At 66.0% G+C, this 25,996-nt stretch carries 29 protein-coding genes; 7 read left to right on the plus strand and 22 right to left on the minus strand.

All coding sequences use genetic code 11. From position 1 onward, the window contains the following. Positions 1–213 precede the first annotated feature (213 nt). Both HRV97_RS15585 and HRV97_RS15590 read right to left on the minus strand, forming a co-directional pair. Positions 214–405: a hypothetical protein gene (locus HRV97_RS15585; protein ID WP_116795202.1), complete on the minus strand. Its 192-nt coding sequence runs from the start codon at positions 403–405 to the stop codon at positions 214–216. Further along, complete coding sequence (locus HRV97_RS15590) at positions 402–956, minus strand: hypothetical protein (protein WP_116463093.1); 555 nt, start codon at positions 954–956, stop codon at positions 402–404. The genes HRV97_RS15585 and HRV97_RS15590 overlap by 4 nt, the downstream gene beginning before the upstream one ends. Before the next feature lie 72 nt (positions 957–1,028). Between HRV97_RS15590 and HRV97_RS15595 the strand changes: the two genes are divergently transcribed. Beyond that, positions 1,029–1,271: a hypothetical protein gene (locus tag HRV97_RS15595; protein WP_174195141.1), complete on the plus strand. Its 243-nt coding sequence runs from the start codon at positions 1,029–1,031 to the stop codon at positions 1,269–1,271. Here HRV97_RS15595 and HRV97_RS15600 read toward each other — a convergent pair. The 16 genes from HRV97_RS15600 to HRV97_RS15675 all read right to left on the minus strand — a co-directional run bounded on the left by HRV97_RS15600 (position 1,268) and on the right by HRV97_RS15675 (position 13,925). Further along, complete coding sequence (locus HRV97_RS15600; protein WP_246248796.1) at positions 1,268–2,428, minus strand: hypothetical protein; 1,161 nt, start codon at positions 2,426–2,428, stop codon at positions 1,268–1,270. The two genes, HRV97_RS15595 and HRV97_RS15600, sit on opposite strands and share 4 nt — an antisense overlap. A 187-nt stretch (positions 2,429–2,615) precedes the next feature. Beyond that, positions 2,616–3,125, minus strand: coding sequence for a hypothetical protein (locus HRV97_RS15605; protein WP_116463096.1), 510 nt, complete (start codon positions 3,123–3,125; stop codon positions 2,616–2,618). 112 nt (positions 3,126–3,237) lie between these two features. Further along, entirely contained in the window at positions 3,238–3,912 is a 675-nt protein-coding gene (locus HRV97_RS15610; protein ID WP_116463097.1) for a hypothetical protein, read from the minus strand. Between the two features lie 16 nt (positions 3,913–3,928). Then, positions 3,929–4,246 (minus strand): hypothetical protein, encoded by a 318-nt coding sequence (locus HRV97_RS15615; protein WP_116463098.1) that lies wholly within the window; start codon positions 4,244–4,246, stop codon positions 3,929–3,931. Between the two features lie 52 nt (positions 4,247–4,298). Further along, positions 4,299–4,544, minus strand: coding sequence for a hypothetical protein (locus tag HRV97_RS15620; protein WP_116463099.1), 246 nt, complete (start codon positions 4,542–4,544; stop codon positions 4,299–4,301). A gap of 113 nt (positions 4,545–4,657) precedes the next feature. Beyond that, positions 4,658–4,945 carry a hypothetical protein gene (locus HRV97_RS15625; RefSeq protein ID WP_056433781.1) on the minus strand — a complete coding sequence of 96 codons (288 nt, stop codon included), beginning with the start codon at positions 4,943–4,945 and terminating at the stop codon, positions 4,658–4,660. 62 nt (positions 4,946–5,007) lie between these two features. Further along, positions 5,008–5,814, minus strand: a complete 807-nt coding sequence (locus tag HRV97_RS15630; protein ID WP_116795188.1) for a Mom family adenine methylcarbamoylation protein — start codon at positions 5,812–5,814, stop codon at positions 5,008–5,010. Positions 5,815–5,826: 12 nt separating this feature from the next. Next, positions 5,827–6,837: a deazapurine DNA modification protein DpdA family protein gene (locus HRV97_RS15635; protein WP_056433775.1), complete on the minus strand. Its 1,011-nt coding sequence runs from the start codon at positions 6,835–6,837 to the stop codon at positions 5,827–5,829. After that, the gene (locus tag HRV97_RS15640) at positions 6,834–7,220 is read right to left on the minus strand and encodes a hypothetical protein (protein ID WP_056433773.1); all 387 of its coding nucleotides are present in this window, start codon (positions 7,218–7,220) and stop codon (positions 6,834–6,836) included. The genes HRV97_RS15635 and HRV97_RS15640 overlap by 4 nt, the downstream gene beginning before the upstream one ends. After that, the gene (locus HRV97_RS15645) at positions 7,220–7,579 is read right to left on the minus strand and encodes a DUF3768 domain-containing protein (RefSeq protein WP_116462999.1); all 360 of its coding nucleotides are present in this window, start codon (positions 7,577–7,579) and stop codon (positions 7,220–7,222) included. The genes HRV97_RS15640 and HRV97_RS15645 overlap by 1 nt, the downstream gene beginning before the upstream one ends. 36 nt (positions 7,580–7,615) lie before the next feature. Beyond that, positions 7,616–8,551 (minus strand): adenine nucleotide alpha hydrolase family protein, encoded by a 936-nt coding sequence (locus HRV97_RS15650; RefSeq protein WP_116463000.1) that lies wholly within the window; start codon positions 8,549–8,551, stop codon positions 7,616–7,618. 1 nt (position 8,552) lies between these two features. After that, the gene (locus HRV97_RS15655) at positions 8,553–10,247 is read right to left on the minus strand and encodes an ATP-binding protein (protein ID WP_116463001.1); all 1,695 of its coding nucleotides are present in this window, start codon (positions 10,245–10,247) and stop codon (positions 8,553–8,555) included. An 80-nt stretch (positions 10,248–10,327) separates the two neighbouring features. After that, entirely contained in the window at positions 10,328–11,446 is a 1,119-nt protein-coding gene (locus HRV97_RS15660; RefSeq protein ID WP_246248797.1) for a hypothetical protein, read from the minus strand. A gap of 98 nt (positions 11,447–11,544) precedes the next feature. Then, the gene (locus HRV97_RS15665; protein ID WP_116463003.1) at positions 11,545–12,753 is read right to left on the minus strand and encodes a helicase HerA domain-containing protein; all 1,209 of its coding nucleotides are present in this window, start codon (positions 12,751–12,753) and stop codon (positions 11,545–11,547) included. Positions 12,754–12,791: 38 nt separating this feature from the next. Further along, positions 12,792–13,436, minus strand: a complete 645-nt coding sequence (locus HRV97_RS15670; protein ID WP_116463004.1) for a DUF7007 domain-containing protein — start codon at positions 13,434–13,436, stop codon at positions 12,792–12,794. 219 nt (positions 13,437–13,655) lie between these two features. Beyond that, positions 13,656–13,925, minus strand: coding sequence for a metal-sensing transcriptional repressor (locus HRV97_RS15675; protein ID WP_116463005.1), 270 nt, complete (start codon positions 13,923–13,925; stop codon positions 13,656–13,658). An 88-nt stretch (positions 13,926–14,013) separates the two neighbouring features. Between HRV97_RS15675 and HRV97_RS15680 the strand changes: the two genes are divergently transcribed. From HRV97_RS15680 to HRV97_RS15700, 6 genes are read left to right on the plus strand one after another with little or no spacing between them, the layout of a single operon-like run. Then, positions 14,014–15,339 (plus strand): MFS transporter, encoded by a 1,326-nt coding sequence (locus HRV97_RS15680; RefSeq protein WP_116463006.1) that lies wholly within the window; start codon positions 14,014–14,016, stop codon positions 15,337–15,339. Further along, positions 15,336–15,722: a hypothetical protein gene (locus tag HRV97_RS15685; RefSeq protein ID WP_174195142.1), complete on the plus strand. Its 387-nt coding sequence runs from the start codon at positions 15,336–15,338 to the stop codon at positions 15,720–15,722. The genes HRV97_RS15680 and HRV97_RS15685 overlap by 4 nt, the downstream gene beginning before the upstream one ends. 53 nt (positions 15,723–15,775) lie before the next feature. Continuing rightward, positions 15,776–16,465, plus strand: coding sequence for a TolC family protein (locus tag HRV97_RS17510; RefSeq protein WP_246248798.1), 690 nt, complete (start codon positions 15,776–15,778; stop codon positions 16,463–16,465). Next, positions 16,462–17,034, plus strand: a complete 573-nt coding sequence (locus HRV97_RS17515) for a TolC family protein (RefSeq protein ID WP_246248799.1) — start codon at positions 16,462–16,464, stop codon at positions 17,032–17,034. Before HRV97_RS17510 ends, HRV97_RS17515 begins: the two co-directional genes overlap by 4 nt. Then, complete coding sequence (locus HRV97_RS15695) at positions 17,031–18,191, plus strand: efflux RND transporter periplasmic adaptor subunit (protein ID WP_116463009.1); 1,161 nt, start codon at positions 17,031–17,033, stop codon at positions 18,189–18,191. The genes HRV97_RS17515 and HRV97_RS15695 overlap by 4 nt, the downstream gene beginning before the upstream one ends. After that, on the plus strand, positions 18,188–21,409 hold the full coding sequence (locus tag HRV97_RS15700; protein ID WP_116463010.1) for an efflux RND transporter permease subunit: 3,222 nt from the start codon (positions 18,188–18,190) through the stop codon (positions 21,407–21,409). The genes HRV97_RS15695 and HRV97_RS15700 overlap by 4 nt, the downstream gene beginning before the upstream one ends. Here the strand turns inward: HRV97_RS15700 and HRV97_RS15705 are convergent. From HRV97_RS15705 to HRV97_RS15720, 4 genes are all read right to left on the minus strand, one after another. Further along, positions 21,406–22,104, minus strand: coding sequence for a superoxide dismutase (locus tag HRV97_RS15705; RefSeq protein WP_116463011.1), 699 nt, complete (start codon positions 22,102–22,104; stop codon positions 21,406–21,408). The two genes, HRV97_RS15700 and HRV97_RS15705, sit on opposite strands and share 4 nt — an antisense overlap. Before the next feature lie 17 nt (positions 22,105–22,121). After that, the gene (chrA, locus tag HRV97_RS15710; RefSeq protein WP_116463012.1) at positions 22,122–23,519 is read right to left on the minus strand and encodes a chromate efflux transporter; all 1,398 of its coding nucleotides are present in this window, start codon (positions 23,517–23,519) and stop codon (positions 22,122–22,124) included. After that, positions 23,516–24,340, minus strand: coding sequence for a chromate resistance protein ChrB domain-containing protein (locus HRV97_RS15715; RefSeq protein WP_116463013.1), 825 nt, complete (start codon positions 24,338–24,340; stop codon positions 23,516–23,518). Before HRV97_RS15715 ends, chrA begins: the two co-directional genes overlap by 4 nt. A 256-nt stretch (positions 24,341–24,596) precedes the next feature. Continuing rightward, positions 24,597–25,904 carry a hypothetical protein gene (locus HRV97_RS15720; protein WP_207771728.1) on the minus strand — a complete coding sequence of 436 codons (1,308 nt, stop codon included), beginning with the start codon at positions 25,902–25,904 and terminating at the stop codon, positions 24,597–24,599. Positions 25,905–25,996: the final 92 nt, after the last annotated feature.

The raw sequence follows: 25,996 nt of genomic DNA on the forward strand, positions 1-25,996 counted from the left end.
CGGTGGGCAGATGCCATTGCCAACAAGCATCACGTCATCAGACGCACTCCTTTCTCGCGCCACAACGGCGCACACCAGCCACCTTCTTCGGGGCCGCCATAGGTTCGGTCGATCTCGTAGAAAGCGAGGATGCTGCGCATGTTGGGCTCCCGTCGGCTGCGGGCGGCTCGATCACCGCCAGCGTTCAGCCACCGTCATCCCCCTCCCCTTCGGTCAGGCGTCCCGGGGATCATCGTGTCGTTGGTGGCGCAAGGCGCGCGCGAGCGCTTTCTTGCGCGCGATGGCGTCGGCCCGCGTCGGACATGGTGCCGATAGGCGGCCGTGTCGTGTGCTGCTGTTGTCGAAGACGATCCAGCCTGCGGCGGTGTGAGCGACGTGCATGCCGTCGCTGCGCGAGCGGGTCATGACTCCTGTCCCCGTGGGTCACGCTTCGCGGCCTCGGCCTGGAGGATGTCGATCAAGCTCTCGCGGCCCGACCGGACCTCGCTGTCCGGGGCGGCGATCACGGTCGCGGCTCGCCGCAGCAGGCTTGAGAGCTCGCGATCGTTCATGGGCCGTTGCGAGGGTGCGGGATGCGCCGGTTCGTCCCCGGCCTCGTCCATGAGGAGCACGAGGATGGACGGCTTGTGAGCCTCGTCGAGCGGACGGCTGTCGGTCACATGGCGGCCGCGGCCGGTCACGGCGAAGGCGTTGAAGGTGGGTGATACCCCGTCACTGGCATTGGGGATCGTGGTGCCCCGGTCATGGAACTGGATGTCGACGAAGCGCGCGGGGCCGTCGTAGCTCTTGCCCATGAAGCAGAAGGTGACGCGCCGGTTCTCGCTGGTCTTTGCCGTGATGGTAAAGGCGCCGTCGGGCACGTCGATCGCCTTGTGTGGCACGTCGTTGAAGCCGGCGAAGCCGAGCGAAACGGCGTCGGCGCGGCTCATGACGGGAAGATCGGCGATGTCGGCCATAAAGGGGCTCCTCCGGTTTTCATGGGAAAGGGCTGCAGCGGCACGGCCAACCGAGCCGTGCGTTGAGGCTCGATGACGACTGGCGACATCGAGGACCTGTTCGTGACGCTGTTGGTCGGCGTAGCGGGCGGCAGCGATGCGTCGTGGCGCAAGGCGGTTGGGCCGGTGACGGCGCTGCCGGTCGTGTTCCATCCGCGCTCGAATTGGTCGATCGCGCCGCAGGGGTCGGCGCGTCAGATCGAGGCGATCGAGAAAGCCGAAGCAATCATCCGGCAGGAGCACCCTTACGTGCCCAGTCCCGGTTTCCGGTCCTAGGCGGCGCGGCGATCGGCGGCTGCCATCAGGCGGGTTGCGGCGCCGAACGTGCGCAGCGTCTTAGCGATCGTACCGCGCAGCTTGGCTTTGCTCGAGACGGCGATTTCCGGGTCGAGCGGCGTGCCGTCTGCCGTCGCGAAGCCGCAGGCAAGGCCGCTGCGTGTCTCGACGCGGACGAGGTGCCCCCGCCCCGGCGCCGGTCCGACGTGACGCGCGGTGAACTCGCCGAGACTGCCGTAGAGCGAGGTGATCGCTTTGCCCCAGCGAATGTGGCCTTGGGCGGCAGCATCAGTCCCGCTGAAACCACGATCGAGCCAGGTGCGAAGGTGGGTCCGCTGTTGGAGACGTGAGTTGCGGGTCCGCTCCATCGTGCGCGCGAGCGGCAGAATGTGGCCGATGGTGTCGATCAGGTCGAGATCGGCCCCCTGCAGCGCGACAAGAACATCGTCGTATTCACGATTTTGCAGAAGTGCGGCTAGCTGGTTGGCAGCTGCGACGTGATCCACGGACGGCGTAGCGACGTTCGCGTCGCCGAGTGCCTCGGCAGCGACGAAGCCGCCCCGGGTGAGCACGACGATCGTCGCGGCGTCGGCGCCCGGGCGTGCGAGGGTCAGGGCGAGGAAGTCCCACGCGGGGTCGCTGTCGATGTGGTCGGCGCCAACGATCAGCAGTCGGCGCGACCACCGGGCAGGTCGGTGGTGGTCTGAGGGCTTGGGATAACTGCTCGGCACCGGGCGTCCGGCGAGGATGATCTGAGGGTCTTTCGGCAGGTTGTCGCGGCGCATGTCAGCGATGAGGCTGCGTCGCGCCGCGTCGAACAGGTCGGTTCGATCACCACCGCCGTCGCTGAAGCCCTGGTCGTAGGCTGCGTGGCGCTCGGCGAGAGGAGCCGAACAGGGGATCGCGTCGGAGTAGTGATGGGGCCATCCGACATGCGCTGCGTACCAACCGTCGGCGTATCGATTGGCGAGATCCCAGCTCAATGCGTGGTCCTCGTGCCCCCGCATGATCGCGATGTCACGGTCGCTGCCGAGTCCTCGGCGGATCTGATCCTCGGTGAAGGCGAAGTTGGTGGCCTCGCGTTGCGAAGCGGCCTCGGCCGCGATCGCGTCGTTTACGCTCCGCATCGCGGCGATCCGTTCGCGGCCTCGGGTCATTCGGTCGGAGAGGGGCGCGTCGCTCGGCAGATCGGGAAAGGTGCGCCACGCCGCGGCGATCGCCGCGGCGTGCTCGGGTGAACGTCCGCGCGACTGCCAGGCCGCGGGATCTGCGGGATCGAAGGCATCTGACATCGTCGGCCTCGTTCTTGCTGGTGGTCCGCCCAGGAGGGCAGCGGCATCGCCGTCAGGCGGTCGCGGCCTCGGTGAGGCGCGCGCTGGCGACCGCGGCCTCGTCGGGGAAGGCGGCGGCCAGGTTCCGGTGCAACGTCTCAAAGTCGGCGATAGGAAAGCTTCCATCTGGGCTGGGTCGCGTGACGTGAAAGGCGCTGACCAGGATCTCGAGCGGATCGCTCTGGACGATCGTTGCCGTGGCGTCGTCGTACTCGACAGGCGCGCGAAAGCCGGCTTCAAGCCAGGTTCCGAGGCCCTCTTCGACGGCCTCGGCATAGGCGCTGACCGCTTCGTCCAGCTCGTTCTCGACGTGGAGGACGAGCGACACATAGCGGCCGAAGTCGTGCCGATTTGACAAGCCGGTCAGCCGGCATCCTGCTGGCGGCGAACCGTAGCGTGCGATGATCGCGTATTTGTAGGCGAGCACCTCGAGCTTGTTGAGAACGTCGAAATTGGGCGTTTGCCCGAGCTGCGCGCACGGTTCGTTGGCGGGCGTACCGCCGATGTCGACGAAGTAGGGCATGGGGATCTCCAACGGTCCTGTCTTGACCGTCTGTCTCCTCCCCCTTCCTTCGCGCTCTAGTCGTCAGCGTGCGTCTTAAAGCGGCGCCCTGCCGCTCGAGCCGGAAGCGTGCCTAAGCCTGGTCCTTCTCGACACTAGCCGTCGGAAAGCGTTCTTCGATCACGAGTGACTGCCATTGCAGACGGTCACGTCCAAGCGCTGTGGACCGATCGAGCATCTGCTCAAGAGTGGCGCTCAGGCGGTTGAGCGACGCGGCGTAATCGGTGTCGAGCTCGTCGGCCTGCTGCGATGTCGGTGAGACCGTGGCCCGTGCCTTTCGGTGAGCCCGGGTCAACGCGGGCATGTGGCGCTGTTCGATACCTTCGAGCTCGATGGTGGCTTCCTCGCGCAACTCTTCAGGTACGGCCTTGAGGCGAGCGAGCAGCCCGGCAATCCGTGCCTCTGCCATTCGCGCGTCGATGTTCATCGGCAGGGTAGCAGCCAGAGGATTCGGTCGCGGGGCGGTCCCGTCGGAAGGTCCAGCCAGCTCGATGTATCCCATACCTGTCGCGTAAAGCATTCCGCCTACGAGGATGAGCACAACGGCGAGCAACTTCACGACATTGCCGCTGAGCAGATCGGCTATCTGCTGCAGCGGACTCGCGGGATCCGCGCCAACGCCGTTTCCGAGTTCGGCGAACTGCGATGTCATGAAGTTCGCCGCTGAGAGAAACACGCCAAGCAGTCCGCAGGTAAGTCCGATATCGAAGCCGCCCTTTGGCGATGTGGGCTGACGGTGGTTGTCCATGTTGAAGCTCCCTCCGCTACAGATCACGATCAAAGCGCTGACGCTTCATGGCCGCCTGCGCGGGTCCATCGAAGCTGCCGAGCGTCTGCAGGCGGTCCGTCTCGAGTGTTGTTCCGAGATCGGTGGGGAGCGCGGCGTGCGGCGTGGCGATCGCGATTGCTGCGGCCGCGGTGGACAGTTCGCCGGGGGCGAGGCCTTTCCACACGAAGGTGTCGCGTTCGCTCGGGTCCTCGGGGTCGGGGCGAGACACCTGCACGTAGAAGGTCTCGAGTGGGCGGTCCCACCCGATTGCGACACTGACGCCGGCGGGCCCGACAAAGGTATGTCGACTCATGAGCGTGTTCCTGGGCTGGTCCGGTCGCGGCACATCGTTGCTGGCGACGTGATTAAGCGTCGAGACGTAGTGCGAGGAGTTGGATCAGGAAGCCAACAACGAGGAAGCCGCCGATGAACCCCCACGTCGCCGTCGCATGGCTTACCGAAAGGACCGTGTTCACCAGCGCGTCGCTTGTCACCGTCGCGGGCTCGGGATCACTCCCCAGCAGCCACATATTTCGAGCGCAGATCATCGCCGCGAGGTAGAAGACAATCGCGAGGGCCGACACAGGTCGGCGGATGAGGAAGCTGATCATAGTCACCTCTATGATGTCTCGAATGAAGGTTATTTCGGGTTGGTCGGGTCACGTCCAGTCAGCGATAGACGCCCTGGTCGCCGTAACCGCGGCCCTCGATGTCGACTGGGCGACTAAGCCAACGAGGCAACGGCTCGGATCACCGAGACGGGCTGCAGGTGATGCGCGCCGATCACGTCTTCGACGCCGTAGCTGAGGCACTCTTCGAGCCAGATGACATAGCACGCGGCCTCTGCGAGTTCGGTGGCGAGAAGCTCGTCCATCATCGCGGCCTCGCGCGCCATCTGCTCAGGCAGGGCGTCCCAGTCGAGCGCGTCAAGAAATCGGTCCCGCCGGCTGATGAAGCGGATCAGGCGGTTCTCGTCGGCCTTGGCGATCGCGATCGCCTGTTGAATGCGCATGGCTCGTCTCCTCTTGTGGACACGATTCCTGCTCCCCCTCCCCTTCCCGTCGGCACGACGGGTCAGGCTCCGAGCTGCTCACGCAGGATGTCGGACCTGATCGGATAGGCGAGACGCGGTAGCCCTCGGCCCGCGCGCCGCGCGCCGCGGGTGAGCTCGAAGCAGTAGGTGAAAAGGGATGCCTGTCGCGCTGGGACCAGGATTTCTGCGCGACGGCATCGTTCGAGCCATTCGCGAAGGTGCTCGTCCGCCTGCGGCCTCGGAGCGCCGAGCCTCACCAGTTGATCGACGGCGCCCGCATGACCTGTCTCGAGGTTTCGAATTTTGGACAAGGTGCGATCGGAGATCGTTTCCCCGGCGATGCGGAGCACCGTCCGCGGCCTCGTTCGCCCGCGATACGCCCCGGAGAGCGAGGCGTAGACGCAGCCGCAGTGTCCGACCTGAGGGTCGGAGAAGCTGACGACGGACTCGATCACCGGCTTTGCCTGACGCAGCAGCCGGAAGGCCCGGGCGGCGAAATAGCTTTCCCCATTGGCGGCGACGGAGGGCAGGCAGAGCAGGCGTTGCAGCACGCAACCGCGGGTTGGCTCGTCATAGCCGGTATGGCGCGTGATGACCGCGCCCGTCGCGGGCACTCCGAAGACAATGATACCGTCGAGAGAGGAAGCGCCGCCCCGGCCTGGGCCGAATAGCCCGACGGCCAGCTGTGCGGCGGGATAGCGATTGAGATAGTGATGGTCTGCGATGAAGGCGCGAGCGGTGTCGTGCGCCACGACGTCGACTGCGTAGCGCCTCGGGTCGATGACGGTGTCGTCGGCCACGAAGCGGCTGCGCCGGTCGCGCCAGCGTTGTGAACGGTCGGTAATCATGGTGAGCCTCGCTCAGGCGGCGCGCTGGTGGAAGAGATCGGCCGCCCAGGATTCGACCCAGTTGGCGGTGATCTGGTCATGATCGAGCTCGCCGGTCTCGATGAGTTCGCGGATCTGAGCGCGTGCATCAGCGATGGCCCGCTCCCATGGATCATCGTCGCCGAGGGAACGCGCCTGGTGGTCGGCGGCCTCGGGCAGCGTGACCGGAGGGGCGAGCGCACGGCCGCACTGGCGTTGATACCATTGCTCCATGTGCGAGGCGACCAGGCGATCGCTCTTCGCAACGCCACGGCGAAGCGCGTCTCGTCGCGCCGCGACGCCGAAGGCCTGGCTGTCGATCGAGGCGATCCAGCGGGAGAACGGTGCCAGGTAGGGCAAGGCGTCCCCTTTGACGCCGAAGGCGTGGGCACGGACCCCTACCGGGAGCACGCGCGAGAGCCGTTCAACCACGGCGACGAGCCCCTCCGGGCCATGGATGACGCGTCGGCACATGCTTCCGATGCCGACAACGGTGCCCGGCAGGAGCATGCCCTCGATCGCCTCGAGGCAGCGGACGTAGTCGTCGGGCGTTCGGCCCTGCAGGACCGGCATGAAGCGATCCCGGATACCAAGGTCTCCAGCGCGGGCGAAACACTCGTGGTTGGTCGCAATCGTACGGGAGATCCTGTCGAGAACCTCTTCGCGGTGCGACGCGACGCCGTCCTCGCAGCAATAGTCGATCGAGGACACGCGCCGGAACGGGTACGAGGCGGCAAGCGCCATGTAGTCGGCTATCGACCACGGCAGACCGCCGTAGCGCACCATCATCGAGTAACCGGCGCTGTCGAGGTCGAGGCTGACGAGGCCGTGGGCGTTGTCGAGGGTAGCCGTGCGCCACCCCGCCCATTCGCGCCAGCCATCGGCCTTGCGCCAGCGCGACAAGCAGTTGGCGGAGATCAGCACCGGTGCCTGTAGGCGCCGCGCTGTTGCGAGAAGCGCACCATCGGCGAGGTGCGGCAGGCCCAGGATGATCTCGATCGTCATGACGGCTCTCCCCGGTAGATGTCGGGATAGCCGCTGATCGTCGTCAGCTTGCCTCCGGCGATCGCGACGGAGATGTTGCCGTGGAGCTCGAGGTGGCGATCGCCGCGCCGGCGGATGTAGAAGTCGAGAAGGCCGCGCCCGTCAGGCGTTAACTCGACGCCGCGCGTGAAGGCTGTCCACGGCTCATAGTCGTCGAGATCGGTATCCTGCCAGTCGGGATCGTCGCTGATCAGCGCGAAGTTGATCGACGTTTCGCCTGACACAAGGCTCTGCCGACGCCCGACCTCGAGCATCACTTGCCCGACCCGTTCGAACTTGGCCTCACGCCGTGCGGCGTCGCGAATGGCCGCGATGTCTGCCGCAGAGGGGCGGAAGCGAGGCATCAAAGATCCTCCCGCAGCATGAGGGTTAGCACGCGGGTCGTGCGGTTGGCGTCGGCAGGATCTTCCGAACCCCATTCCAGCGCCGGATCATAATAGTCGATGCGGAAGAAGACCTCGGTGTCGTCGATGATGAAGGAGCCGCGATCGCGCTCCGGGCAGTCGGCAGCGAAGCTGTGCCGGCGAAGCTCCTGCAGCAGGCGCGCTTGGGCCACGGCCTCCGACGCGAGCGAGTCGGTCGATAGGGTGGCAAGGCACGTGCGCGTGACGGTGATGCGCGCGGTTCGATCGAGGCCCTGACGGCATCGGTCGTTCAGACGCGCGATCGTTTCGACGCGCGTCTCGGCAGCATTCTCGATCATGGGTCGATCCTCGGTTCGTTCGATGGGCGGGGGGGATCAGGCGGCCAGCGCGTCCGGGTGGCCGCGGCCTCGTTCGGCGAAGGCCAGGTGAAAGCGGTCGAGCCATTCGCCCATCTTCGGGCGCTCGCCGACGGGGATCGCAGCCGCGACGTCCTGGAAGCGGATGAGGTCGGTGGGAGCATCGCGGGCGATGCGATCGACTTCATCGGCTCCCAGTAGGCCCTCGGCCCGGATGAACGCGGTCATCGATCCGGGACGTGTCCTGGTCGACTTGCGCCATAGCCCTTCGACCGTATGGAGCCGGGGCGCGGCGCGTGCCTCCACCAGGACGATCAGTCGGAGGCACCATGGTGGAAGGCTGCGGATCTCGTCCGGCTTGTTCGCGATGCACAGGATGCACGCCGACTTGGGTGGCACGGGCAGGCCTTCGGCCTCGATGCGCGACACGCATCGCGGGCGGTGCCATTGCCAGTCACGCAGCGGCGATCGACAATCGTAGAGTGGGTCGTCGATCGTCAGCGCATGGTTGGCGCGCGCGGTGTCGCGGGGGCCAGCATCATAGCCGATCAGTCGGATGACCCGCTGGCCGCGGTCCCATGCCTCGACCGCAGGCTGCCACGTCTTGAGGAAAGCGTCCTGTGGGGCCTTCTTGTACTTGAGGCTGCATGACGATCCGCCAAGCGATTTGCTCGGCAAGGTCGCGTTCGTCAGGCACATTTCGAGGATTCCGAAGTACGGCGGCCAGTGCTTGAACCGCTTGGGCACGTAGGAGACGAGCTCGAACCGGATGCCGCGGTCGCGCATCCAGGGACGGATGATGTCGAGGTAGTCGTAGGTTTCCGGCTTCTCGTTGCCGGTGTCCGCGCTGAGGACGAGATCAGGAGCCTGCCCGCGGGCATGCAGCTCGATCAGCAGCGCTGTGCTGTCGACGCCTATCCCGTACGACAGCACGGACGGAGGGGGCGGCAGCATGTCACGCGCCCTCCTCGTTGGTGACGGTCGGCGGGGCGGCGCGCTCGACGATCTTCACCTCGAGACGCTCGCGGTTGATGACGACCGTCACGGTTCGGTCGGCGGGAACCATGAAATAGTGTCCCGACAGCTTGTCGCGGATGCGGCTCTCGAGCGCTGCATTGTCACCCTCGAGAAGGCCGATGATCCGCTCGGCCGCATCCGCCTGGAAGCGCTCTAGCTGGGTGTCATAGCTGTCAGCGTCGCTGTCGGAAGACGGCTCGAACGCGGCACGCTCGAACAGATCGGCGACCGCGAGGGAGGGCCGGCTGCTACCGCGGCACACGAAGATGGACGTCCCGTCGACCGAGTTGCAGGTCCATCTGTCCGGCGCGAAGGCCACATCGGCAGCGGTCGAGGCCTCGATCGACGCGCCCGCGTGCGAGATGGTGGCCTCCAGCGTGATCGCGTCGACCCAGCCATCCTCGGCCTCAGCAGGCGCATCGAGCGTAGCCGAAACCACGAAGTCGAGGTTGCCCTGCACGATGCGGAACCGCAGGTCGTCCACGCGGGCGAGGACGTCGTACCAGCGATAGCCGATGAAGGCGTCCTGAGCCATGACAAGGGGCCCGCCGAACGGGTTGTGGGTGGCGATCGCCTCCGCTGCCGGTTGTGCGACCAGCGCGTCGAAGTCGGACATGACCACCATCGCAGGATCGGTGGTGCGCTCGCCCGAGGCATAGTTGCGGCCGCTATCGGCCGCGGGTGCGATCCATGCGAAGAGGTATGCCGCCGCTTCCGGCAGATCGACACCGAGGTCGATCGCCTCGCGCCAGCGTTCGGCCGACAGCCGGTGCGATCCTTGCGCGGCGATCGCGCGGTAGATAGCGATGCTCACCGCCCGGCGCAGTTCTGTCAGGCCGTTGTTCTCGATCGCCTCCTTGCGTGCCGGGAGCACGAGCTGGATCTGTGGCGCGTCAAAGATGTCGACGCGCGCGATCCAATGATGGCCTCGGTCGACCTCCTGGACGTCCGGCAGCTTGCAGGGGATCGTCAGCCCATGGAAGTTCAAGCGTCCGTCGTGGGTCGTGTAGGATGACGGATGTTTCTGGAAGACCCCGATGCGGGTTCCGTTCCACTCCTCGATATGGACTGCGTCCGCCAGCCAGTCCTCGCGCGGCAGTGCCTTGCCGTCGAGCGTCACCGGCAGCGGATAGTGTTTCGCCGCCTTGGCGACGTCGTCAGCGAGCGTCTTCAGCCAGCTGTCCGGCACCTTGATGGTGATGGCGGTGCCGCGCGAGATCGGGTCGGGCGAGATCGCGATCGGCCGGCTCGTTTCCCAGGCCGAGGCGGGGATGTGTGCCATCCATCCTTGGCGATCAGGACGGGAGAAGGAACGCACCATTACGTCTCGTCCGGCGAGGCTGAAAACTCCCATACCGGCAGGATCTTCCATGCGGCGCGTCTCGTCGGACCATCCCGAACGACCCAGCGTCACAATCGACGTGGGGTCGGCGATCCCATGCCCGTCATCGATGATGTGGAGGAGCGTATCGGGACCTCCCGACTGGATCAGCACGGCAACCGCAAGAGCGCCGGCGCGCCGAGCGTTCTGGAAGAGCTCGGTCACCACGTCGAAGGCGGTGTTGTTGAACAGCCGGGTGACCTTCGCGATCGTCTCGGGTGCGACCGCGGTCGCGATGGTGGCGGGGATCATGATGCGCTCCTCGTGGCTGGCGTGTCCTTCACGCCCGCCCGGCCCCTCCCCCTCCCCTTCAATCCAGGGTCGTTCCGCGCCTATGGCTGCGGAGCAAGGGCGAGGATGTCCTGCAGCGTCGGTGCAGACTCGCGACGCGGACGTCGGCTGAACTTGAGGCCCTGCTTCTCGGCGTACTTGTGGACGCCCGCGTAATTGCGCCCCAAGGCGACGACGAGGTCGGGCAAGGCGATGCCATGAGCATGCGCGAGCGCGAGCGCGCGGCATTCGTCATCGCTCCAAGGCCGTTGGTAGCCGTGGACCAATCCCAAGATATTTGCGCGAGTGAAGAGGGAGGCCTTGGTACGGCCCATCTTGGTGGCGAGATCCGTCATCGGCATCTTGCCATAGTGTTCGCGCAGCGTTGCGATGTCGCCCTCGGTCCAGACGGGACCGCTCCGGAAGCCATCCCGATTGGCGTGAGTACCGCGCAGACCAAGGTATTCGGCCCGCCACTTGATCGAGTGGGTGGTACGGCCGAGCCGCGCTATGAGCGGCGTCCGGCTCGTTCCGTCGGCATAGACGCGCATCAACAAAGCGTCCTCGTCTGAAGTCCATGGACGGCCCCAACCGCGGCCGTAGCCGAGCTTGCGCAGGTGCGGGCCAAACCCCGCCTTCGTGCGTCGGGGAAAGCCCTCCGCGACCATCATCTCTATGATATCGAGGTAGCGATGGCCCTCAGCCGCGAGTGTCAGCGCGCGTGCCGCCTCGGCCTCGGTCCATCCTGGCGGGTTGTTCGGGTGTCGCAGGCCAAGGTTGCTCGCGTGCGTGATCGTGCCCGAGAGCGGGCGACCGATCAGGACTGCGATCTGTGCGACCGGTATCGCGCGCTCGAAGCCGGCGCGCAGCTGAGCATCCTCCCACTCGGTCCAGCGTGGGGCATTGCCTTCGGTAAGGCCGAGAAGGCCGGCGCGAGCATAAACGGCGGTGCAGGCTCGTCCGAGATCCTGTGCGAGCGCGGATGCGGGACGTGAGCCGTACTCGCGTGTCAGCCAGGCGTCCTCGGCCTCGGACCAGTTCCGCTGCGAGTTTCGGCGCAACCCCAAGGTCGCGATCTTGTCGCGGACGCCGTGGATGCGCCGACCGATCGCTGACGCGATTTCATCTATCGCTATGTCGTCGCGAAACAGGCGCTCCAGCGTTGCGACCTCGTCGGGCATCCAGGCATCGCCACGGTACGCCATCTCGCGAAGCCGGCCAGTCGGCGCCGTTCGTACCGGACAGGCGACGAGCTCGACGATATCGGGCGCTAGGTCGGTCATAGGGCCACCACTGCGACGTCGCTGAGGCGGGCACGTAGACGCGCATGGAGACGCGCAATGCGGTCGTCGCCCTTGGGCATCGTGTCGACGGCAGTGATCGCCGACAGGAGGTTGAGCGCCCGATCGGTTCGCTCCGCATCGAGCGACAGGTGTCTTGCGAGATCGCGCGCCGTGCTGGCGTTCGGGGAAATGCGTTTGAGTGCCTCGACGATAGCGGCAGCATCGGTCGCGGCGGGATCAAGGAGGAAGGCGTCGAGCGCGCGCGTGCCCTTGAGCGCGATCGCAGGGCCATGGTCTGCCACCTCGGCAAGCCCGGCGAGGTCGAGCAACCGAGCCGCCTCGGTCGCGTCGACAGAGGCCGCGGCGCGCAGCTCTGGGGTCTTTCCGATATGCTCGGTGATCGTCGGATCGATGTGGGCGAGGCAGGGTGTCGCCGAAAGGGCCGGTCCCATCGCGAAGAAGTCGCCAGGGACGAGCGTGCGAAGCGCATCGGCCTCCTTGGCTGAGAAGCCGAGAAGATCGGCTGCTCGCGCGATGTCGCGATCGAAGACGTTGAGGCCCACGAGGACGTTCTGCAGCTCGGAAACCACGGAGGTCGACAGCTTGGCGAGCCGCTGGGTGGCGATCACGGGTGCCAGGCCACGCTTACGGCCGCGAGCGCACAGATCGGTGAGTGTCGCGACGCCGAGGCGTCGCGCCTCCGCGTCTCGAGCGGACCCGGCGACGTGTGGCGCGAGGAGGTGTCCCTCGTCGATGCAGACAAGGACGGTGTGATCCCAGTCCTCGCGCGGCGCACCGATGAGACCGGCGAAGAAGGCTGCCGCCTTGATGATGCGCTGATCGGGATCCAGGTCGGTCAGGTCGATGTGGATCGACAGCCGATGATGTCGGCTCCGCGCGGCCGCTGCGGTTAGGCCATCCGCGGTCAGTTCGACCGCCCGGATCGTGGTGGCACCGATGTGACGGGCGAGGTTCTCGAACTCGCCCTCGGGGTCGACGATCGCGATCGTCGTGTAGTCGAACGCTTCTTCAATGATCCGGCGCAGCGTTCGGCTCTTTCCCGCACCCGAGCTGCCCTGGATGAGCAGGCGCCCGGCAAGAAGTCGATCGAGATCAAGGTGGAGTGCGCCGCTCGAATGGTGGCCCAGCGGTACGCGATTGTCTGCGGCCTCGGGGAGCGGCCTGATGGGGGTGACGCAGGTCATAGCGGCATCCTTGTTCTGGCGTCGTATGGTTTGGGGTGTCAGGTCAGGGCGGCGACCTGCTTGGTGATCGGCGCCGTGCTTGCGACCCGCTCTGCCGAGAGCGTGTCGAAGGTTTCGGGCATGACCCGAGCGTCGTAGCGTGCCTTGTCGACGAGGCCGTAGATGGGCTCGCCCTCGTGGCGCGCGAAGCCGAGCGCATCCACGCTGGCGACACGGCGAAAGACGCATCCGACCTTGCCGTCAGGAACCCAGTCCGCCCATGACCCGGACGCCGAGACGCTCTCGTACTGCCCAATGATGGCGGTGTAGGCGGCGCGACGGCGGACGACGTGGCTTTCTCCGATCGTCACCTCCTCGCCGGTCAAGGCCGTCCAGCGATCCGGATGCCAGCATCGCACCGACCGACGGGCGTTCTCGACCTGAAGAGCGATGCCGGGCACGGGCAAGCGGCGGAACTCGCTCGCGAAACCGTAGAGAACCAGCGCATAGTCGACGTCCTCCTCGTAGAATGGGTCCGCTCGACGAAGTGCCTCGGGCATCGCGGCTTGACGTTCATCGGAGAGGACGTAGCCGCCATGGCTCGGCGTCGAGACGCGCCAGATGCCGTGAAGAACCTGGTCGGCGCGATCGGGTGTGCCCCATGGCGTTGTGTCGGGCCGGGGGCTCGGCTGGAAGCGGGTCATCTGTCGTCTCCCTTATGGATCGGACAGGTCCCTCCCTCTCTCCTTCACTTATTCCGAGACGCTTAAAGGTGTCCCATTTTCCCGTCGACCCGACGTCATTTCGAGAAAGATCAATTGGGAACAGGTTTCGAGAAAGCCTCTCCTACGGGGTAGTCCTACTCGGCCGAAAGAATGATCAGTCTCGCTGCTCGTTCCCAATCGGGAAAGCGGAGTGCCGCGTCACCAGTATTTCGAAATCGCCCGAAACTGCTCGACCGCAACCTTCGTCCCTTCACCTTCCTCGGCATGAACGAGGCAGTGGTCAATATGGTCGTTGATGAGCGCGCGCTTGGCGCTGGCAATCGCGCTTTCGACGGCCTGGAGCTGCTGGGCGATGTCGACGCATGGCCGCTCTTCCTCGATCATCCCGACGATGCTGCGCAGATGACCCGCTGCGCGGTTCAGGCGCTTGATGATCGCCGGGTGGCTGGAGTGCGCGTTATGAGACATGCCCTCAATGTAGGATGCCGGCACCGATGTTGTCGAGTATCCCCCCAGGGGGATAGACGGCATCCCCCTAGGGGGATATGAGGCGTCCATGCTCAGCGTCCTGGCAAACCGGACTTACCGTCATCTGTTTCTCGCCCAGATCATCGCATTGATCGGGACGGGACTTGCGACCGTTGCGCTGGGACTGCTGGCTTATGACATCGCTGGTGGCAGCGCCGGGGCCGTGCTGGGCACGGCGCTCGCGATCAAGATGGTCGCCTATATCGGCGTCGCCCCGATCGCCGGAGCGTTCGCCAACCGCGTACCCCGGCGGGCGTTGCTTGTCAGCATGGATGCGATCCGCGCGGCCGTGGCGATCTGCCTGCCGTTCGTGAACCAGGTCTGGCAGGTCTATGTCCTGATCTTCGTCCTGCAATCGGCGTCGGCCGCGTTCACGCCGACGTTTCAGGCGACCATCGCGGACGTTTTGCCGGATGAGCGTGACTATACCCGCGCCCTGTCGCTGTCGCGTCTCGCCTATGACATGGAGAGCCTGACCAGCCCCATCCTTGCGGCCGGCCTGCTGACGGTGATGAGCTATCACTGGTTGTTCTCGGGCACGGCGATCGGCTTCATCGCTTCGGCGCTGCTCGTCGTCTCGACGGTCCTGCCCCGGCCCGCACCAGTCGAGGATCAGGGCGGCATTTACGACAAAACGACGCGGGGAACGCGCATCTACCTCAGGACGCCGCGCCTGCGCGGACTGCTGGCCCTGACGCTCAGCGCCGCTGCCGCGAGCGCGATGGTCATCGTCAACACCGTCGTCATCGTGAAGGGCCTGGGCCTGAGCCAGCGCGATGTCGCACTGACGCTCGCCGCCTTCGGAGGCGGCTCGATCACCGCGGCGCTGACCCTGCCGCGGGTATTGGACAGGATCGCCGATCGCACGGTGATGATCGTCGCCGCTGCCGTGCTGACGATCACGCTCGCGGCGCTCGCCGCGATCAGCGCGACGATGACGCCGGGCGCTGCCTATTGGCACGTCCTGCTGGCGGGCTGGCTGGTCATGGGCGTCGCCTACTCCGCAAGCCTCACGCCGTCCGGACGACTTCTTCGCCGATCGGCCAATGCCGAGGACCGGCCCGCCCTGTTCGCGGCGCAGTTCGCACTCAGCCATGTGTGCTGGCTGATCTGCTATCCGCTCGTCGGACAGTTGGGCGCTCGCGTCAGCATGAGCGCGGCCTTCGTCGGCATGGCGGCGCTGTCCGCGATCGGCGTCGTCGCGGCGCTTCGCCTATGGCCGGCGCATGATCCGGACGTCATTCCGCATGACCATGCCGATCTACCCGCCGACGATCCCCACCACGCAGAGCACGCCAAGGGCGATCATGCTTTCGTGATCGATCGCCGTCATCCGAAGTGGCCGAACCGGTGATGCGCTTGTCCGTTACAGGCGGTCAGCGTAGTTTCGGCAGAATGCCTATGCGTCATCCTCGATCCGCGCTGCTGGGCGCCGTGCTGGCGCTCGTCGCCATGCTCGGCCTGATCGGCCTGTCGGGGTGGCACAATGCGATCGTCCATGACGACGATGCGATCCATGCGTCAGTGATCGAGCATAGCCACGATACGCCCGAGAAATCCGATCCCGATGCACCGATCCATGTGTTGGCGCACGCGACAGGGCATTGGGTAGCGTTTGACGGGGCGCTCCCGTCCGAGCGGATGATCCTCGTTGCCGACCGGCAATGGATGATCGGCACCGCTCGTCTGCCCGGAGGGATCGACCCCGCAGAGTTTCTTCGACCTCCACGAGCCTGAGCCGGCACCGGCGCCAACCGCGCCACCAAGCTCACCTTTGCAGGAAGAAGATCATGAACGGCCCCAGTCGCCGGCAGCGCAGGCTTGCGCTGGCCGGTATGCTCGTAATGCTGTGCCCCATCGGCACGGCCGGTGCGCAGACGGCACCACCCTTCGCCCAGCTCCTGCGTCAGGCGCAGACGGCTCCGCGCGTGACCGCCCTCGATGCGGACGTGGCCCGCGCGCAAGGCCTTGCCGAACAGGCGCGCGCGCGGCCCAATCCCTTCATCAACGTCTACGCCGAGAACTTCGCCGGCGACTTGCAGAACAACGCGCGCAATCAGCAGCAGACCACCTTCCAGATCGATCAGCCGATTGAGCTGGGGGGCAAGCGTTCCGCCCGGATCGCGGCCGGGGAGGCGGGCATCGCCGCGGCGCAAGCACGGAACCGCGATGGCCGTCTGCTCTTCGCCACTGAACTGGCGCGCGCCTATGCGAGTGCCGAGGTAGCGGAACGCCGGATCGCGCTCGCCGAGGACGAGGTGGAGGAGGCGACCGCCGACCTGAAGGTCGCTCGCGCCCTTGTCGGTGCCGGCAAGGAAGCACGGTTGCGCCAGCTTCAGGCGGAAACCGAACTCGCGACCCTCGAAGCCGATCTTGAAGTCGCGCGTGCCCAGAAGACAGCGGCGCTCGCGCGGCTTTCAGGCTTGGCAGGTTCCCGACGACGTTCACCGGGGTTGGGGAATCCCTGCTCGATCGGATGAACGCGCGACCGTCGAGCGGACCGGTCGATCCGATGCAGGCAACGACGGTCAAGGTCGCGGAAGCGGAACGGGAGGCAGCTGCAAGAGCCGTTACGGTACAGCAACGGCTTGCTGTTCCCAACATCACGGCGCAGCTTGGCGTTCGCCAGCTTCGCGTCGCCAGCGGCCCCGCCGTCGTCGCCGGGGTATCGGTGCCGCTGCCGTTCTTCGATCGCAACCGGGGCAATATCGATGCAGCCCGTGCCGATCTTCAGGGAGCCGAAGCCCGCGCCGCAGCGGCGCGGCTCGAAGCGGAGACCGGCGCGCGGGCCGCTTTCGTCCTCGTGCAGGCCGCCGATACGCGCGCGGTAGCCGCACAGCGAACGATGCGGACCGCCGAGGAGGCGTATCGCCTTGCACGTATCGCCTATGAGGCGGGCAAGGCACCGCTGATCGAACTGCTTGCCGCCCGTCACAATCTCGGCGCCGCCCGAGGCGTCATCCTCGACGCCGACATCGCGCGTCTCGACGCCCGCGCCAACCTTGCCCGCCTGTCGGGCCTCAGCATCACCGGAGAAGCGGTCCAATGACCGGAAAACATCGTCTCTATGCCGGGGCCGCCATCGGGCTGGTCGCGGCTGCCGCGCTCGGTTTCGGCGTCGCACGCCTCACCCAGGCACCTGTTCCGACACCGGCCCCGACAGAAGCCGCCACACCGGCAGCGTCGAACGACAGGCTGGTCATCACGCCGCAAGCTATTGCGACGTCGCAGATCACCGTCGCCCCTGCCGCTTCAGGCGAGCTGGATGCTGCTGTCATCGCCTCCGCGACGGTTGAGGCCACACCGGACGCGGAAGCGTTGCTGACGGCCCGCGCACCGGGGACGATCACGCGCATCTTCTCGCGGATCGGCGATCCTGTCCGGGCAGGCCAGACACTCGCCCTGGTCGAAAGCCGGGACGCCTCGCAGATCGCGGCCGACCGTTCATCGGCATCGGCGCGCGTGACGCTCGCCCAGCGCCAGCTCGCGCGCGAACGGACCTTGCTCGCACAGGGCGTCAGTCCCCGTGCCGACTACGAGGCCGCACAGGCCAACCTCGCGGTGGCTCAGGCCGACGCGCGCCGTGCCAGCGCCGCGGCAGGCGCCGCGCGTGTTACCGGCGACGGACGCTCCGTGGCGATCATCAGCCCGATCGCCGGCCGTGTGACTGCTGCTGCTGCCAATCTCGGCCAGTATGTCGCGGCGGAAACCGAGCTGTTCCGGGTCGCCGATCCGCGTCGATTCCAGATCACCGCCAACGTGCCCCCGGCCGATGCCATGCGGGTCCGCACCGGCGATCGGGTCGAGCTGAGCACCAGTGATGGCCGCACCATTGAAGGCCGGGTCCGTGCCGCAACAGGCGTCGTTGATCCGCAGTCGCGCACCGCGACGATCGTGGTGACGCCGACCGCCGGCACCAGCACGCTCGCACCCGGACAGCTCGTCCAGGCGCGCATCCTGGCCAGCGGCGGTGCGACCAAGGGCGGCGTCATGGTCCCACAGGATGCCGTGCAGACGCTGGGCGATAGGACGGTGGTGTTTGTCCGGACGCCGCAGGGGTTCAAGGCGCAGCCTATCCGCATTGCCAACCGCTCTGGCGGCATGGTCGCCGTTGCCGAAGGTATTAGCGCGGGCACGCAGATCGCCACGACCAACGCCTTCCTCATCAAGGCCGAACTCGAAAAGAACGTGGGAGGCGAGGAATGATCGAGCGCATCCTTTCGACATCGGTTCGCCTCCGATGGCTGGTCGCGTTCCTGACCCTCGTCGTCGTCGCGTTCGGGGCATGGCAGATCACCAAGCTGCCGATCGACGCGGTGCCAGACGTCACCAACCGTCAGGTGCAGATCAGCACCTTCGTCCCCTCGCTCGGCCCGGTCGATGTCGAAAAGCAGGTGACGTTCCCCGTCGAGACGGCATTGGCGGGCATCCCCGGGCTGGAGATGACGCGCTCCTTCTCGCGCAACGGCTTCAGCCAGGTGACGGCGGTCTTCACCGACGCGACCAGCATCTACTTCGCGAGGGCGCAGGTCACGGAACGGCTCGCCCAGGCGAAGGACAGCCTGCCGGCAGGCGTGCAACCCAACCTCGCGCCGCTCAGCACCGGCCTCGGCGAGATCTTCTTCTACTCGATCGCCTTCCGTCACCCGGACGGCAAGGGCGTGAAGACGGTCGATGGTCAGCCGGGCTGGCAGTCGGACGGCAGCTATCTGACGCCGGAGGGCGAGCGGCTGACCACCGAACTCGCCAAGGCTGCCTATCTGCGCACGGTGCAGGACTGGATCATCCGGCCGCAGATGCGCAACGTGAAGGGCGTTGCCGGGGTCGATTCCAATGGCGGTTATGTCAAACAGTATCTGATCGAACCCAACCTCAATGCGCTCGCCTCCTACGGCATCTCGATCACCGAGCTGGCCGATGCGATGGAGCGGGCGAACGTCTCGGCAGGCTCGAACTATGTGCGCCGCGCCGGCGAGAGCTTTCTGGTTCGCGCCGATGCCCGCCTGAAGTCGATCGAGGACATCCAGGAGGCGGTCGTCGCCACCCGCAACGGCGTGCCCGTGCGGGTCAAGGACGTCGGGCAAGTGATGATCGGTGGTGCGGTCCGCACCGGGTCGGGCAGCCGCATGGGATCGGAGGCGGTCATCTCGACCGTGCTGATGCTGGTAGGCGAGAACAGCCGCATCGTCGCGACCGCGGTCGGAGAGAAGCTGGAACAGGTCAACCGGACGCTGCCGCCCGATGTATTCGCCGAACCCGTCTATAACCGCTCGAAGCTGGTCAACGCGACGATCGCGACGGTCGAGAAAAACCTGATCGAGGGCGCGTTGCTCGTCATCGTCGTCCTGTTCCTGTTGCTCGGCAACGTCCGCGCCGCGCTCATCACCGCCGCGGTCATTCCGATCACGATGCTGATGACGGCATCGGGCATGAATGCGCTGGGCGTATCCGGCAATCTGATGAGCCTGGGCGCGCTCGACTTCGGCCTGATCGTCGACGGGGCGGTCATCATCGTCGAGAATGCGCTGCGCCACCTCGCCGAGCGCCAGCACGCCGAGAACCGCCTGCTGACGCTGGACGAGCGCCTTGAGACGACCGCCGCATCGGCGAAGGAGATGATCCGGCCGACCGTCTTCGGCCAGCTTATCATCTTCCTCGTCTTCGTCCCGCTGCTCACGTTCCAGGGCGTCGAGGGAAAGACGTTCTCGCCGATGGCGACGACGCTGATGATCGCGCTGGCCTGCGCCTTCGTCCTGTCGCTGACCTTCGTGCCGGCGATGATCGTGATCCTTATCAAGGGCCGGGTCAGCGAAACGGAGGTGAAGCCGATCCGCTGGTTCAAGGAGCGGTATGCGCCGCTGCTGGGCAAGGCGATCGCCCGACCGTTGCCCTTCATCACGGCCGGTGCCGGCGTGTTCGTCGCGGCGGTGTTCTGCTTCGGCTTCCTCGGCGAGGAGTTCATGCCGCAGCTCGACGAGAAGGACATCACCGTCACCAACTTCCGCGTGCCCTCGGCCTCGATCGACCAGTCGACGCAGATGCAGATGCGGATCGAGGATGCGTTGAAGACGCTGCCGGAGGTGGCGCTGGTCTTCTCCAAGAACGGCAACGCCGACCTCGGCACCGATCCCATGCCGCCCAACTCGTCGGACACCTATGTCATTCCCAAGCCGGAAAGCGAATGGCCGGCGGAGGTAAAGACCAAGGAGGATATCATCGCCCGCATCGAGGAGCGGATGAAGGGGGTCATCGGCAACCGGACCGAAATCCAGCAGCCGATCCAGATGCGCTTCAACGAGCTGATCGCCGGCGTCCGCGCCGACGTGGCGATCAAGCTCTATGGCGACGACCTCGATGCAATGACCGCACAGGCCCAGAAGATCGCCAATGCGGTGCGCACCATCCCGGGCGCGGGCGACGTCAGCGTCGAGCAGACGGACGGCGCCCCCACCTTCGACGTGCAGATCGACCGCCAGGCTGCCGGACGGCTTGGCCTCTCGGTCGAGGAGGTGGCGAACACCGTCTCGGCCGCGCTGGGCGGCCGGGAAGCCGGGCTGTTATTCGAGGGCGATCGGCGCTTCTCGGTGGTGGTGCGCCTGCCCGACGCGCAGCGTGACGACATCGATACGCTGGGCGCGATCCCGGTCATGCTGCCGACGCCCGAGGGACAGACCGCGCGCTCGATCCCGCTGCGCGAGGTGGCGCGGTTCAATTATACGCAAGGGTTGAATCAGATCAGCCGCGAGAACGGCAAGCGCATGATGACCGTTCAGGTCAATGTGCGTGGACGCGACCTTGGCGGCTTCGTCAAGGAAGCCGAAGCCCGCATTGATGCGATGCCGCTTCCTGCCGGCATGTATACCGGTTGGGGCGGCACCTTCGAGAGTCTGCAATCGGCGCGGCTTCGCCTGATGCTGGTGGTGCCGATCTGCTTCTTGGCGATCTATGCGCTGCTCTACATGGCGCTTGGCGGCTTCATCCCCGCGCTGATCGTCTTCTCCGCGGTGCCGATGGCGCTCGCGGGCGGCGTCTTCGCCCTGCTGCTGCGCGGCATTCCCTTCTCGATCACTGCCGCAGTCGGGTTCATCGCGTTGTCGGGCGTCGCGGTCCTCAACGGCCTCGTCATGATGGGCGCGATCCGCAAGCACCGCGAGGAAGGCGAGGACGATGATCGGGCTATCGCCGATGGTGCGATGGAGCGGGTTCGTCCGGTTCTGATGACGGCGCTGGTTGCGTCGCTCGGCTTCGTACCGATGGCGCTCGCCACCGGCACGGGTGCGGAGGTGCAGCGCCCGCTCGCCACGGTCGTCATCGGCGGCCTCATCACGTCGACCGCGCTGACGCTGCTGGTGCTGCCGGCGATCACCGCATGGGCGTCGCGTTTTCAGCGACGCCGCAAGGTGGCCGAACCAGTCCTTGCCTAGATCGGTGCCGCCAGTCGCTCGAACCGGCGACTGGCAGCATCCCAGCTCAGCACCTTCATGTACGTATCAACGTAATCGCCGGCCTTCGCGCCATAGTCGATCGCATAGGCGTGTTCGTACATGTCGAGCGCCAGAAGCGGCGTTCCCCCTGCCAGCGTCATCGTATGATCGGCAGCCCATTGGTTCGTCAGACGCCCGTCCCGTTCGCTCCAGGTGAGCAATACCCATCCCGACCCGGCAGCCAGCGCCTTGCCCATGCCGGTAAACTCGGCCGCCCAGCGCGCATGGCTGCCGAAGTCGCGTTCGATCGCCTGCGAAAGCCGTGCGCCCGGCCGCGAAGCACCGCCCAAGCCCGCGAAATAGATTTCGTGCAGGATCATCGAGTTCCAGGCGATCAGCTCCTCACGCTTCAGCCCGTTGAGCGTGAAGCCCGGTGCCGTCATCGGGTCGAGCCTGGCAAACTCGGCCTTGATCGCTCCGAGGCGCTTGACCGCACCAATATAGTTGTTGTCGTGGTGGCTGGTCAGCAGCTTGGCGGACAGCCCGGGAAGCGTTGCTGCATCGAACGGTAGCGGCCGGGGCGTGAAGGCTGGCGCCGGGTTGGCAGGAGCTTGTGCGGCCACAGGCCCGCCCAACGAGGCGGCACCCGCTGCGATCCCCAGACCCAGCGCCGCACGACGATCGATCGCATCCATCGACTTCTCTCCGCTATTCATCGGATTACCCCAAGCCCATAAAGCGCCAGCCCCACAGCCGACGTCGCCAGCAGGGTCGTGATGACCCCCGCCCGCGTCATGAAGATCGCGTAGGCTGCGCCCAGCGAGAGGACGAAGGCGGCCGGATCGATGCTGGTCAGCACCGGCGCATCGAAGCGGAACGGCCCTGCTGCCACCATCGTCGTTTCGCGAAACAGCGTATGCAGCGCGAACCACACCGCGAGGTTGAGTACGACGCCCACGACCGCCGCGGTGATCGCCGACAGCGCGCCCGCGACGGCAGCGTTACCGCGCAGTCGCTCGATGAAGGGCGCACCGAGGAAGATCCACAGGAAACACGGCACGAACGTTACCCAGGTCGCGAGCAGCCCGCCGAGCGTCCCAGCCAACAGCGGGGACAGCCCGGTGGACCCGCGATAGGCGCCGAGGAAGCCGACGAATTGCAGGACCATGATGAGCGGCCCAGGCGTCGTCTCCGCAATGCCAAGACCGTCCAGCATCTCCTTCGGCCCCAGCCAGCCATGATTCTCGACCGCCTGCTGCGCGACATAGGCGAGGACGGCATAGGCCCCGCCGAACGTCACCATCGCCATCGTCGAGAAGAAGGTCGCGATGCGGCTGAACACGTCATCGGGACCGAGCGCGATCAACAGCGCCGCGACCGGCACGAGCCAGAGAGCCAGCCAGACCAGCGCTGTGCGGACCGTCTCAGCCCATGTCGGCCGGGCATGGGCGGGCAGCTCTTCGCCGAGTAGTGTATCCGCGTCGGCTACGATCGTGCCCTTGGACGCGCCGTGCCCTCCGCCCCTGAAGGCCGTGCTGCCTTGCCGGGTCGACCACCATCCGATGAGGCCGGCACCCAGCACGATCAGCGGAAACGGCGCGCCGGCGAAGAAGATCAGGACGAACGCCAGCGCGGCAAGCGCCCTTGCCGGCGTCGACTTGAGCGCCCGTCCGCCGATCCGCACGACCGCCTGAAGCACGACGGCCAATACCGCGCACTTGAGGCCGAAGAACAGCGCCGAGACGATACCGACGCGACCGTAGAGGACATAGACCCAGCTCAGCGCCATGATCGCGACCGCGCCGGGAATAACGAACAGCACGCCGGCGACGATGCCGCCCTTCGTCCGGTGCATCAGCCAGCCGATGTATGTGGCGAGCTGTTGCGCCTCTGGCCCTGGCAGCAACATGCAATAGTTGAGGGCGTGCAGGAACCGCTGCTCCCCGATCCAGCGTTTTTCGTCGACGAGGATGCGGTGCATTACCGCGATCTGTCCGGCAGGACCGCCGAACGAGAGCATCGCGATGCGCAGCCAGACCCAGAAGGCCTGGCCGAGCGTGACCGGTTCCGGGCGCGTCGGCGTCGCGACGTCGGCTGTCACCGCGGTCATGACGACACCTTCCCGCGCGCCGGCTGATGCGAGGACCAGTTGTGCTTCTCGCCCTGCGCGTCACGGCACCAGCGATAGAGCGCATCGTATACCGCCATGCCGGCTTCGAGCTGGGCGTGATCGTCACTGTGGATACGCGACAGGCCAAGCGAGATGGCGAGCAGTCCAGCAGCCTCGGGCACAAGGTCGAGCCGATCGGTATCGGCGCCCCGCACGATCGTCGCGAGGCGGACCAGCGGTTCGTGCGCGTCGAGGCCGAAGGCCTCGACCATGATGTCGAAGGTGCAACGCTCGCCGCGATGGCTCCAGAATACGCCTTCGTCCGCGACGTCGAACGGCTCGGCCTGTTGTTGCTTGGCGACGGTCAGCACGTCACCGGGCGCGACGAACAAGAAGCGGGCCTGCGGATCGACGAACCGTCGGATCAGCCAGGGACAGGCGATGCGATCGACCTTGGGCCGCGCTCGTGTGACCCACCATGTTTGGCCATCGTCATGTCGTGGCGGCAGATGGACCAGGGAAACGGTAGGCAACCCGCTTGCCGCCCATGCGGCGAACCCGCCGTCCAAGACTTCGGCCGCTACACCCTCGCTGCGAAGAATGGCGGCCGCTGCAACTGCCAGACCACTACCATCGGTGTCGATGAGGACCGCTGATGACCCGGAGGCATATCCCCATTGGGTCGGATCAAGGAGAACTGGAAACAGTGATCCCGGAATGGCTTCTGTCGGTCTGTCGCGCAGATCGATGATACGCGGCGCGCTGGGCGATGCGACAAGGCGGGCAAGTTTGTCCGGTGTTATAGCGTTTGGAGCAGGCATGACGCGTCCCTTGCGTGTTCGTGCTGGACGCGATTCTCTGGCTGACGCCTCGTGGGGAGATCGCCATCCCCATACGCTTAATCAGCCATGCTCACCGTGCGATGTCAATCACCGTCGCCACTGTCCCAATTCTCGTAGCCGACGAGTTTCGAGAAGCGATTTCGATTCCCGCAATTCGATCCAAATCGGGATAGGTGACAGTCTCCTCGACAAAGCGGGTTACGCCAGCTCGCACGTACGTCCCTGCTAGGTACCATCACCCGATATGCAGCTGGTCGAGCACGGCCGCTTCGAGGGCGCCATCTTCCAGGTCCTCGGCATGGATCGTCACCACCGGAGCGATCTCGCGGAGCTTCTCCACCTGTCGCATCTTGAGGCCCAACGTGTCGGCGTCGTGCCCGGTGACCACCTCCAGCGCCGCTTCCATGACCTCTCCTGTTGTGAAGTCACGTAGATCGAGGAGCAGATCGGGGCGGACCTCGCCCGCACTCGTCGCGACGTCGAAGAGCAGCCTTTTGAACCCGATGCCGATGCCGCGCCGGCGGAGTCGGTATTGCAGATCGAGCAGACCCACGATGGTCTCGCGCTCCGCTGCATTATGCACGGCAATGAAGTTGGAGGGGCGAGCGACAGGCTGCGCATACGCCCGAAGCGCAGCATAGCCCTCGCGCGGGTTATGTTCGCCGATCACTGCGAGGACCAGGAACGGAGGCCCGATCCGGCGCTGATGAACGCCGATGTGCCTGACGCGATTTTTCACGATGAGCTCGCGTCCGCCCGCCAGCGTCACCGTCGTTCCCGAAATATCGACGGCGTAGAGCAGGAGGAATGCCTGTGGCGCATGTTCGGCGGGCCAGTGGCGCGCCGCCTCGCGCAGCTTCGCGAAGACGATGCCGCGTTCGTAGGGGTCTATATGAGTGTAGAGGTGGCGTGCGAGCGGAATGCCGGGAGCTATCTCGACGCGCTCGGCCGCGCTGCGCAGCCGTCCGAACTCCAGCGCCATCGACGCCTCACGAGGTTCTCCCCTACCCAGCGGCTCGACAACGTTGACCCGAGCCATTTCCATTAGCTGCCAGAGCAGGCGCGCAAGGCGCGGTATCGCAACGCCGCGCGTGCGATCATCTGGCTCGTCGTCTTCAGGAAGCTGGGCGAGCTTCTCAGGCGCGAGCCGGTGCGCGGAGAAGAGACCGTCTGGCTCGTTGATGGTGCGCGGCGTCGCGGTCGCCTTCTCGCGGATGCGGGGAGGTGCCTGTTCGCGAAAGAACGGGCAGTCGACATGGTGCTCCGGTCGCCGCTGCCGGATGCTCGTAAGGCGCCTGAGGTAGTATGTCTCGGCCTCAGACAGATAGGCTGGCGATAGCAGTGGTGGGTCAGCCGCGTCCCCGAGGCAGTCGCATGCGATCCACTGATGATGATCGCGCGCTTTGACCACCATGATGACCGAAGCCCGATGATCGCTGTCTTCGCCATCGCCGCTGTACCAGCGCACCAACGCGCGTCGCACGACGTCAGGGACGCCGGTGCGTGACGTAAGCCCTCTGGTGTCGCGCGGTACGAGCCACATGAGCGGGATCATATCGGAAGATCAGAGGGTGAAAAGGTGCCGATGAACACTTGCAAGGTCGCAGATGTTCACGTTACGTTCGGAGGACAAGA

Source organism: Sphingomonas hominis (genome assembly GCF_013328205.1).
GTDB classification, from domain to species: domain Bacteria; phylum Pseudomonadota; class Alphaproteobacteria; order Sphingomonadales; family Sphingomonadaceae; genus Sphingomonas; species Sphingomonas hominis.

Excerpts from the sequence above, each read along its gene's own strand:
- HRV97_RS15585 (WP_116795202.1), bottom strand. The coding sequence starts at position 405 with ATGACCCGCTCGCGCAGCGACGGCATGCACGTCGCTCACACCGCCGCA.
- HRV97_RS15590 (WP_116463093.1), bottom strand. The coding sequence starts at position 956 with ATGGCCGACATCGCCGATCTTCCCGTCATGAGCCGCGCCGACGCCGTT.
- HRV97_RS15595 (WP_174195141.1), top strand. The coding sequence starts at position 1,029 with ATGACGACTGGCGACATCGAGGACCTGTTCGTGACGCTGTTGGTCGGC.
- HRV97_RS15600 (WP_246248796.1), bottom strand. The coding sequence starts at position 2,428 with ATGACCCGAGGCCGCGAACGGATCGCCGCGATGCGGAGCGTAAACGAC.
- HRV97_RS15605 (WP_116463096.1), bottom strand. The coding sequence starts at position 3,125 with ATGCCCTACTTCGTCGACATCGGCGGTACGCCCGCCAACGAACCGTGC.
- HRV97_RS15610 (WP_116463097.1), bottom strand. The coding sequence starts at position 3,912 with ATGGACAACCACCGTCAGCCCACATCGCCAAAGGGCGGCTTCGATATC.
- HRV97_RS15615 (WP_116463098.1), bottom strand. The coding sequence starts at position 4,246 with ATGAGTCGACATACCTTTGTCGGGCCCGCCGGCGTCAGTGTCGCAATC.
- HRV97_RS15620 (WP_116463099.1), bottom strand. The coding sequence starts at position 4,544 with ATGATCAGCTTCCTCATCCGCCGACCTGTGTCGGCCCTCGCGATTGTC.
- HRV97_RS15625 (WP_056433781.1), bottom strand. The coding sequence starts at position 4,945 with ATGCGCATTCAACAGGCGATCGCGATCGCCAAGGCCGACGAGAACCGC.
- HRV97_RS15630 (WP_116795188.1), bottom strand. The coding sequence starts at position 5,814 with ATGATTACCGACCGTTCACAACGCTGGCGCGACCGGCGCAGCCGCTTC.
- HRV97_RS15635 (WP_056433775.1), bottom strand. The coding sequence starts at position 6,837 with ATGACGATCGAGATCATCCTGGGCCTGCCGCACCTCGCCGATGGTGCG.
- HRV97_RS15640 (WP_056433773.1), bottom strand. The coding sequence starts at position 7,220 with ATGCCTCGCTTCCGCCCCTCTGCGGCAGACATCGCGGCCATTCGCGAC.
- HRV97_RS15645 (WP_116462999.1), bottom strand. The coding sequence starts at position 7,579 with ATGATCGAGAATGCTGCCGAGACGCGCGTCGAAACGATCGCGCGTCTG.
- HRV97_RS15650 (WP_116463000.1), bottom strand. The coding sequence starts at position 8,551 with ATGCTGCCGCCCCCTCCGTCCGTGCTGTCGTACGGGATAGGCGTCGAC.
- HRV97_RS15655 (WP_116463001.1), bottom strand. The coding sequence starts at position 10,247 with ATGATCCCCGCCACCATCGCGACCGCGGTCGCACCCGAGACGATCGCG.
- HRV97_RS15660 (WP_246248797.1), bottom strand. The coding sequence starts at position 11,446 with ATGCCCGACGAGGTCGCAACGCTGGAGCGCCTGTTTCGCGACGACATA.
- HRV97_RS15665 (WP_116463003.1), bottom strand. The coding sequence starts at position 12,753 with ATGACCTGCGTCACCCCCATCAGGCCGCTCCCCGAGGCCGCAGACAAT.
- HRV97_RS15670 (WP_116463004.1), bottom strand. The coding sequence starts at position 13,436 with ATGACCCGCTTCCAGCCGAGCCCCCGGCCCGACACAACGCCATGGGGC.
- HRV97_RS15675 (WP_116463005.1), bottom strand. The coding sequence starts at position 13,925 with ATGTCTCATAACGCGCACTCCAGCCACCCGGCGATCATCAAGCGCCTG.
- HRV97_RS15680 (WP_116463006.1), top strand. The coding sequence starts at position 14,014 with ATGCTCAGCGTCCTGGCAAACCGGACTTACCGTCATCTGTTTCTCGCC.
- HRV97_RS17510 (WP_246248798.1), top strand. The coding sequence starts at position 15,776 with ATGAACGGCCCCAGTCGCCGGCAGCGCAGGCTTGCGCTGGCCGGTATG.
- HRV97_RS17515 (WP_246248799.1), top strand. The coding sequence starts at position 16,462 with ATGAACGCGCGACCGTCGAGCGGACCGGTCGATCCGATGCAGGCAACG.
- HRV97_RS15695 (WP_116463009.1), top strand. The coding sequence starts at position 17,031 with ATGACCGGAAAACATCGTCTCTATGCCGGGGCCGCCATCGGGCTGGTC.
- HRV97_RS15700 (WP_116463010.1), top strand. The coding sequence starts at position 18,188 with ATGATCGAGCGCATCCTTTCGACATCGGTTCGCCTCCGATGGCTGGTC.
- HRV97_RS15705 (WP_116463011.1), bottom strand. The coding sequence starts at position 22,104 with ATGGATGCGATCGATCGTCGTGCGGCGCTGGGTCTGGGGATCGCAGCG.
- chrA (WP_116463012.1), bottom strand. The coding sequence starts at position 23,519 with ATGACCGCGGTGACAGCCGACGTCGCGACGCCGACGCGCCCGGAACCG.
- HRV97_RS15715 (WP_116463013.1), bottom strand. The coding sequence starts at position 24,340 with ATGCCTGCTCCAAACGCTATAACACCGGACAAACTTGCCCGCCTTGTC.
- HRV97_RS15720 (WP_207771728.1), bottom strand. The coding sequence starts at position 25,904 with ATGTGGCTCGTACCGCGCGACACCAGAGGGCTTACGTCACGCACCGGC.